General features: G+C 61.0%; 11 protein-coding genes and 3 pseudogenes. 4 read left to right on the top strand and 10 right to left on the bottom strand.

The genetic code is table 11. The annotated features are described in order from the left end of the window. Window positions 1-142: 142 nt before the first annotated feature. The 3 genes from P0D96_RS38530 to P0D96_RS38520 all read right to left on the bottom strand — a co-directional run bounded on the left by P0D96_RS38530 (window position 143) and on the right by P0D96_RS38520 (window position 1907). On the bottom strand, window positions 143-541 hold the full coding sequence (locus P0D96_RS38530; protein ID WP_408319045.1) for a hypothetical protein: 399 nt from the start codon (window positions 539-541) through the stop codon (window positions 143-145). A 426-nt stretch (window positions 542-967) separates the two neighbouring features. Further along, window positions 968-1102, bottom strand: a complete 135-nt coding sequence (locus P0D96_RS38525; RefSeq protein ID WP_408319043.1) for a DUF3563 family protein — start codon at window positions 1100-1102, stop codon at window positions 968-970. Between the two features lie 31 nt (window positions 1103-1133). Next, complete coding sequence (locus P0D96_RS38520) at window positions 1134-1907, bottom strand: 3-oxoacyl-ACP reductase family protein (protein ID WP_408319041.1); 774 nt, start codon at window positions 1905-1907, stop codon at window positions 1134-1136. A gap of 232 nt (window positions 1908-2139) precedes the next feature. On the opposite strand from P0D96_RS38520, the gene P0D96_RS38515 reads away from it, so the two are divergent. Together P0D96_RS38515 and P0D96_RS38510 are read left to right on the top strand one after the other, a co-directional pair. Beyond that, window positions 2140-2610 carry an Lrp/AsnC family transcriptional regulator gene (locus P0D96_RS38515; RefSeq protein ID WP_408319039.1) on the top strand — a complete coding sequence of 157 codons (471 nt, stop codon included), beginning with the start codon at window positions 2140-2142 and terminating at the stop codon, window positions 2608-2610. Between the two features lie 101 nt (window positions 2611-2711). Further along, window positions 2712-2987: pseudogene (locus P0D96_RS38510) on the top strand (IS6 family transposase); the annotation flags it as partial. Window position 2988: 1 nt separating this feature from the next. On the opposite strand, the pseudogene P0D96_RS48770 reads toward P0D96_RS38510, so the two are convergent. Further along, window positions 2989-3334, bottom strand: a pseudogene (locus P0D96_RS48770) (DDE-type integrase/transposase/recombinase); the annotation flags it as partial. Window positions 3335-3446: 112 nt separating this feature from the next. On the opposite strand from P0D96_RS48770, the gene P0D96_RS38500 reads away from it, so the two are divergent. Beyond that, window positions 3447-3944 carry a glycosyltransferase family 9 protein gene (locus P0D96_RS38500; protein ID WP_408319050.1) on the top strand — a complete coding sequence of 166 codons (498 nt, stop codon included), beginning with the start codon at window positions 3447-3449 and terminating at the stop codon, window positions 3942-3944. 19 nt (window positions 3945-3963) lie between these two features. Here the strand turns inward: P0D96_RS38500 and P0D96_RS38495 are convergent, their stop codons facing one another. Next, window positions 3964-4662 (bottom strand): response regulator, encoded by a 699-nt coding sequence (locus P0D96_RS38495; RefSeq protein WP_408319035.1) that lies wholly within the window; start codon window positions 4660-4662, stop codon window positions 3964-3966. A gap of 4 nt (window positions 4663-4666) precedes the next feature. Beyond that, entirely contained in the window at window positions 4667-6289 is a 1623-nt protein-coding gene (locus tag P0D96_RS38490) for an ATP-binding protein (protein WP_408319033.1), read from the bottom strand. 247 nt (window positions 6290-6536) lie between these two features. Here P0D96_RS38490 and P0D96_RS38485 point away from each other — a divergent pair, with 247 nt between their 5' ends. Continuing rightward, complete coding sequence (locus P0D96_RS38485; protein ID WP_408319031.1) at window positions 6537-6905, top strand: DUF2866 domain-containing protein; 369 nt, start codon at window positions 6537-6539, stop codon at window positions 6903-6905. Window positions 6906-6925: 20 nt separating this feature from the next. Here the strand turns inward: P0D96_RS38485 and P0D96_RS38480 are convergent, their stop codons facing one another. The 4 genes and pseudogenes from P0D96_RS38480 to P0D96_RS38465 all read right to left on the bottom strand — a co-directional run bounded on the left by P0D96_RS38480 (window position 6926) and on the right by P0D96_RS38465 (window position 10914). Further along, window positions 6926-7717 (bottom strand): winged helix-turn-helix domain-containing protein, encoded by a 792-nt coding sequence (locus P0D96_RS38480; protein ID WP_408319048.1) that lies wholly within the window; start codon window positions 7715-7717, stop codon window positions 6926-6928. Window positions 7718-8803: 1086 nt separating this feature from the next. Then, window positions 8804-9242 (bottom strand): annotated as a pseudogene (locus tag P0D96_RS38475) (transposase); the annotation flags it as partial. Window positions 9243-9344: 102 nt separating this feature from the next. Beyond that, a complete protein-coding gene (locus tag P0D96_RS38470; RefSeq protein WP_408319029.1) occupies window positions 9345-9770 on the bottom strand; it encodes a hypothetical protein in 426 nt (141 codons plus the stop codon). A gap of 757 nt (window positions 9771-10527) precedes the next feature. Continuing rightward, a complete protein-coding gene (locus P0D96_RS38465) occupies window positions 10528-10914 on the bottom strand; it encodes an integrase core domain-containing protein (protein ID WP_408319027.1) in 387 nt (128 codons plus the stop codon). Window positions 10915-10984 lie beyond the last annotated feature (70 nt).

Raw genomic sequence — 10984 nt, 5'->3', positions numbered from 1 at the left:
GCAATGAGTTGCCATTTGACGAAGCGACGGCGACCGACGATTTGTCGGACGAGCCAGCTTCATTTTCAAGCGCTGTTTCGGCAGTGGGCAGCAGGCAATTCGCACCATACCTGGAGAATTCCCGGTGCGATTCATCGATCAGTTAAATCGAGTAACACCTGTAATCCAGCATGAAACCTTCTTCTCCATAACTCGGACTAGACTGGTCCGGTCTGGCCTTTTCCGCCGCAGCGCTTTGCATTTCTCCCCGCTTGCCCGGCACCTCCAACGCTGGTTCAATTTTTTGAGCCAGCGTACCCAGCGGTAAAACGGCTGCCCGCTGCAAGCGGTTGCGAACCGCACGTACATTGAAGGAGACGTAGTTGAAAGCACGTCCGACAGCCCGTAGTGCCGGTGCGCTCGTGCACATTATTGCCGTGAGTGCGGCGGTGGGCGCAGCCATGATGTCGATCGGACCGACGGCTTTTGCGCAAGCCAGTTCACCCGTTAGTAGCAGTGTGTTCGTCCACCGGTCGTTCGACACGGGCAATAGCGCGGTCAATGAAAACTTTCAGTACATCGCGCATCCGCCAATGCACCCGGTGGGGGCGAGCGAGCCCACCGTGGCACGCGGTGGGCGCCGAGGCCGTCGCGGGCAAACGGGAACAACGGGCAGCGGCACGAACGACGCAGGGGCAGCTCCGCTACCGCAGATGCCGACGGACGTATCATCCAACGCGTCGGTGTCGCAATAGCGCCTTTTCATCAGATCAGGCCGGGCACCGTGCCTGGCGATCGATCGTGGGCTATTCTCGCGTGAGATACCCGATGATGAAGAGGTGGCTGAGGGGCAACTGCGAATGTTTGCCGTCCAGCCGGGTTGTGGGCTCGACGACGCATTGTCCTCAGAAGAGTCGCCCTCGCGGCGGGCATAGAGCGGGGCATTGGCGCTGTTATCGTGAATCGCTCGCGCTGGCGTCGGCCCGAGCTAACCGTCGCACTCTTTCATCCGACGCTCAAGCTCGGCAATATCCTTCGAAGCTGCGAGGTATCCATCACTGCGGGTCCGCTGGGTACTCCGCAGCCAGCGGTCGAGACGTTCTAATAGGAGAGTGAAAAGCATACGTATACCCGGTTCGTTCGACCTGAGCCGCTCAAGCACTGGTGCCCCCATCGACCTTCAGACTGGTGCCCGTTACGAACGCCGCATCGGGGCTTGCCAGCCAGGCGACAAGTCCCGCAATATCGTCGCCTGATCCGTACCGGCCCAGTGCAATTGAGCCCCGGATCTGGTCGGCCATCGGACCGTTGGCCGGGTTCATCACGGTATCGATCCGTCCGGGCTGGACGTTATTGATCGTAATTTCCCGACCGCCAAGATCCCTTGCCAGCGCACGCGTCATGCTGGTTACCGCACCTTTCGTCGCGGCGTAGACGGACACGCCCGGAATCGGCATGTAGTCGCTGCTGATGCTACCGATATTGATGATCCTCCCGCCTCTTTCCATGAAGCGCAGCGATTCCTGAATGGCAACAAGCAGGCTCCTGACGTTGATGGCCAGCATCCGGTCGATATCTTCCAGTGGGAAGTCGTCGATCAGACCGCGGCGGAACATCGCGGCGTTGTTCACGAGAATATCCAGTCCCCCGAAGCGTTTCGAGGTCGATCCGACCGCGGCTTTTACCGCTTCCGCGTCGGCGCAATCCGCGCGAATTGCCACGCCCCGCCCCCCGGCGCGTTCGATGTCCTCGATGACGCGATCCGCGTCGGCACTCGAGTTCGAATAGGTTATCGACACGGCCGCGCCATCGCTTGCGAGCCGTCTTGCGATGGCCGCGCCTATCCCGCGCGAGCCCCCGGTCACGAGCGCCACTTTGCCAGCCAGTTGTCCCTCAGAAAAAGTCACGTTTGCTCCTTTCAATTGCATTCTCTGCTCGTTTCAGATCGGCCACGCTTGCCTCGTATATCAGCACGCGGGAAGCATGTGCGAGCGCCGCATACCGAACCCGGTAACGCCGCGCTGCTGCGACAGGACAGGATTTGTCGTGTGAGAAATTTTAGGCAGTCTGCGCCGATCGTACGTGCCAAAATGAGCCAACGGATCAACCAGATGTGGCAACATTAGGCACATTTCTGCGTTTATTTGAGACGATGAGCCAATGAAATTGGACCGGATCGATATTGACATCTTGCAGGCGCTACAGCGGGACGCTCATGTCAAGGCTGCGGACCTCGCTGAATCGCTGGGCATTTCGCTTTCGCCGCTCTACCGGCGCATTCGTCTGCTCGAAGAGGCGGGCGTCATTACAAAATATGTGTCACTACTGGACCAGGAGAAGGTGGGATTTCCAGTCACCGCCTACGTATCGGTGGCAATTGAAAAATCCGCGGCAAAGCTGGCTGCTTTCGAGCGCGCCCTGCTGGGTTGCGAGGAGGTGATGGAGTGCTATCTGATGACGGGCGCGTTCGATTACATCGTGCGGGTGGTGGCCAGCGACATGGCGGGAATCGAGCGTTTCGTGATGACACGGCTCGCGACCATCGAGGGTGTGCGCGACGTCAGCACGTCGATCACCTTGCGGCGCGTCCAGTACAAGACCGTGCTACCGGTTCGCGAGGGCGGAGAGTAAATATCCGATCGCACCGGAACTACCCGGAGCAGACCGCTCAGGGTGCAGGCCGCATTGCGTACCTCGATTGGCTGCGGGCCTGACCGCTTTTAGGACCCGCGATCAGCAAGCTCAAGAGTCTGGACGGGCTGTTCGCCGTCCGTCACTTTGACCGTGACGTGACCATTCTTTGTGTGCGCTGGTATCTGCGCTACAAGTTCAGGCTGCCCGGTCCCGTCGAGATGACGGCTGAGCGAGGGTTGTCGCCTACTCATACGACAATCCTACGTTGGGTGCAGCACTATACGTCCGAGTTCGTCAAGCGCTGGGGCCGTCTCGCAATGCCTGTGGGGCAGTCGTGGCCGGTTGACGAGACGTGCCTGAAGATCCGTGGTAGATGACGACCGCATTCTCGACGGCGGGCGTGGTGGTATCTTTGAGGCGCAAGCGGTCCAGACCAAATTGACCTTGCGAATGCGGTTCATCAACTCAATACCGCAACGGTGATTGCGGCCTTCCCTGAAACGTTTGAAACCGAGCATCGCGTTCGCTCTTGACTTGAGATTGCGATGGTCCTGCTCGATCAGGTTATTGAATATTTCGAGGGGCGAACCATTGTATCGACTGGCGGCACGCCGCCGGCCTTCATCTCGCGCACTGCGCGATGCGTAGCCGCATGGCCATCGAGCGTGATGGTCTTCGGCGACTGGCCCTGATGCTTGGACTTGCGGAAAAACGCTTCGGCGAGGGTCTATCTTTATCGGACGGTTGATCGGGCCGGCCAGACGGTAGATTTCGCGCTTCGCGCAAAGCGTGATGTGAAGGCGTTGCTCAATGGGGTCTCGTGATCTGCTGGCATCAGCTCCGAGCTATCTATTCGCACCAGAGCCTCGCGGTGTCATCCGACCGGTAACCACGATCGGAAATTGTGGCCACGCGCGAAATTTGCCGCGCTTGCCGGAAAGCTCACGCGCCGCGGCTTCGAGCCGACCTTCCTGGTTGCGCCGGACGAAAAGCCGGCACGGCTGATGGACGAGGACATCGCGCCGTATCTGCTCTCGTTCGACAAACTCGTCGACGTGGCAGCGTGGATTGCGGAATCTGGATGCTTCATCGGCAACGACTCGGGTCTGGGGCATCTCGCGTCTGAAGTCGGCATGCCGACGCTGTCGCTATTCATGCGTCGCGGCCTCGCGCGTACGTGGCGGCCGAACTGGGGACGCGGCGCGATCGTGCTGCCGCGTAATCTGTTCGTCGTCGGCGCGTTGAAGGAGCGGTCCTGGAAGCAGGCCTTGAGCGCGAGCCGCGTGATGCACTCGTTCGAACGGTTGAGCGTCGAACTGGAGATGCGATGAGCGCTGGTTGCGCCTCCCTTCAGATTTCCAGCCGGTATCCGACGCCGTACACCGAGACGATTGGCTCGCTCTCAGGTCGCACGGTCTGCAGTTTGCGGCGCAGGTTCTTGATATGGCTGTCGACGGTGCGGTCGATGACCACGCGGTGGTCTTCGTACAGATTGTTCAGCAGGTAGTCGCGGGGAAAGATGCGTCCGGGCGATTTCATAAGCAGCACCAGAAGACGCAATTCGAGCGGCGTGAGCTTGAGTTCCTTGCCGTCGAGCAGTGCATGATGAAACTGCTCGTCGACATCGAGCCCGTGCGGTACTTGCTGCGCGCCAGGCCGGGAAGCAACTGCGGGCGCCGCGCGCCGCAGGATCGCCTTCACGCGGGCCACCACTTCGCGTGGGCTGAACGGCTTGCAGACATAATCGTCGGCGCCGATTTCGAGGCCCAGCAGCCGGTCGATTTCGTCGATGCGCGCGGTCAGGATGATCACCGGCAGCGGCGAAAATTGCCGTAGCTCGCGGCAGATATCCATGCCGTTGCGCCCCGGCAGCATGAGGTCGAGCAGCATCAGCGACGGCGGCGTCACGCGAATGAACGGCATCACGGCCTGTCCTTCGGCGATGATCGTAGTCGTGAAGCCGTCCAGATGCAGATAGTCTTCGAGTACCGCGGCGAGCTTGGGTTCGTCCTCAACGATCAGGATGTGTGAACTGTGCGCTTCGGTCATCACATCAGTCTCCTTCCGGCGGAAAGTGCGCGGTGATCCAGACGCCGCCGAGCGGCGAAGGCCTGGCGTGGATCGTACCGCCATGGGCCGTCGCGATAGCGCGGCACAGTGACAGGCCGAGACCCGCGCCGCCGCTCTGACGGCTGCGCGATTCGTCCACGCGGTAAAAGCGATCGAACAGATGGGCGAGCGCGGCCTCCGGCACGCCGGGCAGCGAGTCCTGCACTTCGAGTTGCCAGCCCTGGCCGCTCTCTGAGAGCGATACGCGCACATGGCCGCCGGGGTCGGTATAACGCAGCGAGTTTTGCAGCAGATTCTTCAGCAACTGGACGAAGCGCGCGGAATCGACCGCAAACGTCGCGTCGGCGATGGCCTGCATACAGCTGAATTCGACCGCGATCTGTTTTGCCTTGAACGATTCGCGCATGGCGTCGAGCGATGCGCGGGCAAGCTCCGCAACGTGCGTGGGCGTCTTGTAATAGCTGAGCGCGCCAACGTCGCTCAGGGAAAGCTCGTACAGGTCCTGAATGAGCTTGTTGAGCATATTGACTTCGGTTTGCAGGGACTTGAGCGAGTCGCGATCGAATTCATGCACGCCGTCTTCAATCGCTTCGAGCTCGCCGCGCAGCACGGCAAGCGGCGTGCGCAGCTCGTGCGAAATGTCCGCGATCAGGTTGCGTCGCGAGCGTTCGGCTTGTTGCAGCGAATCCGCCAATAAGTTGAAGTCCGACGCGAGCCGGCCCAGTTCATCGCGCCGGCCGGCCGAAACCCGCGCGCTGTAGTCGCCGCCGGCAAGGCTATGGGTCGCGTTCATCAGGCGCTTGACCGGCGCAAGAATGATGCGGGCGAGCATTAGCGCGACGATCGCCGCGAGCACGACGGCAACGCCCGCGATCTGCCACGTGGCGCGCATCTGCTGCGCCTGGAAGGCAATGTCTGCGGCATCCGAAAGGGTATCCGGTCCGTTGATGGCGAGCCAGCCGACTATCTTTCCGTTATAGACGACGGGCTTCATGCCGGTGTCCGGCGCGGGCTCGCGTGCGCTGCTCGCCACCAGTTCGTGATTGGAGTCGAACAGCGCGACTGGCGGACCGCTGGGCGGAAGGCTGCCGCTCATGCCGTCGTACGGCCGCGGAAGCCGCGATCTTGCATAGGCGCTGTCACTGTCGCTCGCGCGAGGGCGGTCGCGCTCTCCCATGATGGCGGAGTCCGCCGGCGGCGCGGGTGGCAACCGCATGCCCCAGTGAGGACCTTCCGATGGGCCAGTCAGCGGCCCGAGCAGTTGCTGCACGCTGCCGCTGCCGGGAAACGTCTGCCAGCTCGGCCTCTTGCCGATTTGCGCGGCTTCGATTTCCTCGCGTAAGGCATCATGGATCGCCGCGTTCAGCAGCGCGCGCCATGCATCCGGATGATCGTGCAGGAAATTCCAATTGCCGTGCGTGGCATATTCATTCGTCACTTTTGCCATCACGGCCTTGATGCGTCCTGCGTCGCGCTCGCGAACATAGTGCAAAAAGCCGTTCTCGAAGCTCACGCGTACCGCGTAGCCCATCGTCAGTGAGATGACGAGGCAGGCGATCAAGACTGCAAGAAACATTTTCCACGTGATGCCGAAGCGCATCTTCATCGGGCCGTGCCGTGCGCGCGACAACGACGTGTGTAACCGACCGACAGGTTGGGTGTGAAGAGGGGCGCTTTGCATGGGCGAATTCTAGATGATTGGCGTATGGCGTTACATGTGCCGGGAAATCTCCACAACTTCTCCATTCTTTCTTCGTCGTGGCTGCGCGATTGATACTTACGATCGTGTGGCCCTGATATGAACCCCGCAAAAAGGCGGCAAAGGGCACTTCATTCACTAGTGGGGACGTTCCATGCAACTCTCGTCAAACGTGAGCGGCGCCGCTTCATGCGATTTCCAGTCCGGCCGGAAGACGGCCGCCGACACGGCAATTGGCAGAACGCCCGCGAAACGCGTCAACGCACCGGCGGATGCCGGCAGGAACGTGATGAAGGTGCGTGGCTGCCGCATTTCGGCGCCGATCGTGGCGTTGTGGGGCGAGTCGTGCAGGATTGTCGAGTGGATCAACGCGAACGACGAATATTCGTGCATGGCCGTGCCGGGCGACGCGACCGAAGCCGAGATCCGGCAGCGGGTGCGCACGCATCGCAACGGCCAGCGTCACACGTTGACGGACGATCCGGGTTTGCCTCAGCAACGCGTGCGTCTACGGCGTGCGTGAGCGCCGCCGCGTTTTCGATTTCATGCGAGGCCAGCTCTTTGCAGGAGATAGAGTGAGGACGCGGCACAACCCCGGCTGTCGCGGTCGCGGATGTTTACCGGCCGTTCTTTGTCCTGCTTCGGCGACGGCACGAACATGTAGCCGCGTCCGCGCAATGTCTGGATAAACTTCGGGCTCGACGGGTTGTCCTCGATCAGAGTACGCAGGCGGCAGACCGCAACGTCGAGGCTGTTGTTCTGGTTCTCGGATCTTCCCAGCTGACTATTGACCATCGGGCGCGTCAGCAGGCGCATCGGGTTGCTCGCGAAAAGCTTGAGTAACGCGAACTCGCTGGAGCGCAGCGCGATTTCAGCGCCGTTCCTGATCAGACGCCGTGTCGCGAAGTCTATTTCGTAGTCGCCGAACGACATTTTCTCGCGCATCTCGGGGGCGTCGCACAGCGTTCGGTTGCCGCGTTGGACGGCACGCTTGATCCGGGCGGTCAGTTCATGAAGATCGACCGGGTCGACGATGTAATCGTCTGCGCCCAGTTCGAACAGAACGATTTTATCGACCACTTCGTCAGATTTGCTCAGCACGAAAACGGGCATGTCGTAGCCGGCTTGTCGCAAGCGCCGCAGCGCGTCGCGTTCGCCCTGCATCGGTGCTTCGGCGCGTATGAGAATCGCTGACGGACATTCGAGCTCCAGGCGGTTCATCAATTGCGCCGCGCTATACAGCACCGACATCCCGATCTGGCTCATTTGCAGCTGAGCGCGCAATTGATCCCGGACCGTCTGGTCCGGCTCAACGACAAGAAGACTGATAGTCATGAACCTGTTTCCCCTCAACTGAAATCGACGGACGCGCTGTTTGCGGCGCTTGCATCGAGAATGCTCGGACGTCGCGCGCGCCGCGGAGCCGATGCCTCGATGATGAGTCGATGATAGGGAGGAAGGGCGCAGCAATGATGGTGAAATTAAGGAAATTGTGTGGAGGCGTGTGAAGGATGGCTAAAAAGTCTCCCAAGCGGCGAGGGCGAAGCTTCCCCATTTGAGCGCCAGCTTCGCGGCCGCTACAATATGCGCGCGCAGGGGCTCGGCCAGCACCAGTGACATGAGCGAACCTGGCAGCGGGTAATGCCTGGGGGGACGCGTCGAGCGTTGCGCTGAGGCCGGTTTCGTGGCGCCAACGCAGGGCGGCAACGCCCGGCACGATGAACCTGAACCAGTTGGGATGCGTGATCGCGTGACGTAGCCCGGTGGCGGTCCGAACGAGTTCCGCCCGAGATTCGCGCCCACCATCAGCAGTTCCTTACGCAGCGGCCTGAGTTCTGGCGCATTCAGGTCCCTGCCGGCGGCATCAGCGTGACGCTCATGCGTCAGCCGGCCCGACGTCTGCGAAATATTCTGCGATCCTTGTCGAAGCCTGCCAGCCTGCCAGCGTGGCTTCGAAGACCAAACGGTGCGCGATCCATGGCATGGCGGGCCCGCACCACGCAGACGATGGCCGAGAGCGCACGGATTGCCGGGGTGCCCGCGAGCACCCACCATCGACGCGTGTCCCGGAAAACGATTGCGACGGGCGTGATCAACCATCTGGGCCATCATAGCGAGCATCGTCGCCGCAAGTCCGGGAGGCCGTCAGCGAGGTGGTCTTTTCTTCGCGCGGTTCGACGCCTAGCCGTTAAGGCCACGTCAGCAGGATCGCAAGCGCTGAGCCGGCAATGCGGCGCAGTTGACCGTGATTTGCGTGCAAGGCGTGAGTGTCGAATGTCATGATTCAGGGCTAGGTTGAAGAAGCCACCGTTTTCGCCGACGGGCTTGAGGCTGAAATCGGAACGGGAAATCACCAACGCGACTAGTTCGATTTGCCGGCCTGAAGGGACTGGCAAGCGCGTGTCGCCCCACTTCGGCTGCTTATGGACGCAGCTGTGCCGTCAGCCGCGTGCGGCTCATACAGATGTTGGGCAGCGCGAGTCCAGTGAAGGCGCGCATGGCGTTCTTCGCAAGGCCGCGATAGCGCACCTTGCCGAAGCCCCACAGCCGCTTGACTCTCGCAAAGACGTGTTCAACCCGGGCCCAAATCTTCGACTTGTTGCGGTTTTTCGAGCTCATGGATTCATCGACTTCACCACTGCGATTGCGCACACGCTGGTTGTGTAAAGTCCCTTGCGTGGGTGGTCTTGCGGGCGATGAGTTCCTTCCGGCTCGCATAGGCGCTGTCACCGTAGACACGCCGCTCGTCGCCGTGCAGCAGCGCCGGCAGCGGATGCTTGTCATGCACATTCGCAGCCGTCACTACCGCGCTGTGTGCCAGACCCGTCTGGCTATCCACACCGACGTGAAGCTCCATGCCTAAGATCGTCGGTCACGTATGCGTCCTGTTTGCCTTTCTCGATCATGGCAACGTGCCACTGCGAGCCGGGGAAAACGCTGGCCATCGCCCCTGCGCTGCGCGTCAATGATTTCGCAGCGAGTCGATGTAGCGGCTGCGGCCTTCCTGTCTCATCCCTGCCTGCATCTGCTGCACCTTCACGAGCTGCTGGTCGGTAAGCAAGGCGTTGATCTGGCGGTGCGTATCGTCACTGATCGAATGGATCCGCTCGCGAAGAAATTCGTCCGGTGCATTCGGATTGCCGTCGAGCAGCGCCTGGATCGTGTCGTGGTGCTGCTGCAGCAGCACTTTGACCTCGCTGCACTGCTGCTGCGACAGCTGCAGTGTCGCGGTGAGACGATCCAGCTCGTTGTCGATCGAATGCGCGCTGTGGATATTTTGCAGCCGATTTCGCAAGGTGGCCACCGGCGACGACGCCTGCTGCGCGAACACGCAGTTCGCCGCGCCCACGATCAGCGCAATTGCCCCACACCTGCGGACGACGCTCATAAAACGATATCCCCGATCCAGAATGTCGTCAAACCGATTCGACGGCCCCATCGAATCTATTGATGAATTGCGCGCGGGTCAATATCGCCCGCGCCGCAGTACATTACAACGTCTTATCGGGTCACGCGTTCGTCAGTCCCCCGACCGATAGCGTTACGATCCACGCCTTGAGCGGCCTCCGCGCGAATGCCACGGCCGGCGGTTTGAGTTTCCGCCGGCCGCTCGACCAGGATGGCCAGAATCGGCTCGATAACACTGGGGGCGGGCCGTTACCGGAGGTGAGTGTAATTTTCTTGTCCATCTCCGCGCAAAGCAGTGGCAATTTAGCCGGCACGTATCCATTCCGAGCCGCAGACCGATAGGCAGGCATAAGCCGCGCGTCGCGCTCAACAGGGCCTTGATCAACCGTCGGTGAACGTCCGGTCCACAAAAGGTACGCAACTGCGACAAGTCGGTTCTCGCGTAGCCGGCGGTCGTTTGCACCGACGCGTGCCCGAGCAGTGCCTGTGCGGCGGCAATGGCACCTGATGGTCTACCACGAGTTGCCTAACATAGCCATGGCGCGGCATCCGCCGTTCCGTCCGTACAGCACGACCCGGTTAGCCTGAAACTCAACTACTGCTCGACGCGATAGCAAGACGAGGTTCGGACCGAACGGCAGAAGAACCCGACGATTTTGTTTGCGAGTCGTCATCACAGGCGGCGCATCGCTGAGTGCCTGTTCCGCCGTTTCCAAAATAGCGTTCTCCTGGGCGGCTCATATCGTGGCCTGACGTTGACCCGGTTGGATGGACAGATTTGCAGTTGGGTTTAGTGTGCGGTTGATCCTCCATGGAGTGTTGGATCTCGGGTTGTCACGGCCGGGCGGCGGGACTGTCACGACCGTGACGCTGCCCCGCGGTGGGCAACCCGCACTGCGATGGCGTTTGCTCCTGCGCATGCCGGCTTTCGAATTCGAGCGGCGCCCGGTACCGATGTTGCTTTTCAGGCGGCGTACGTTGTACCAGCCCTCCAGGAAGGAGAAGATGCGCCGCCCGGCCTCATCAAGGGTATCGAAGTGTTCGCGCATGAGCAACTCGGCTTCGAGCGTGCCGAAGAATGACTCGCACATCGCATTGTCATAAGCGTCTCCTGCGGTGCCCATCGATGACTGGTCACGTTCGGACTACGTTAGATAGCAACCCGATCGTGGCGCAAGTCGATTGCCGACATGC

It is taken from the genome of Paraburkholderia sp. RL17-347-BIC-D (assembly GCF_046027915.1).
Lineage (GTDB): Bacteria > Pseudomonadota > Gammaproteobacteria > Burkholderiales > Burkholderiaceae > Paraburkholderia.
This window is presented reverse-complemented; position numbering and strand designations above follow the sequence as displayed.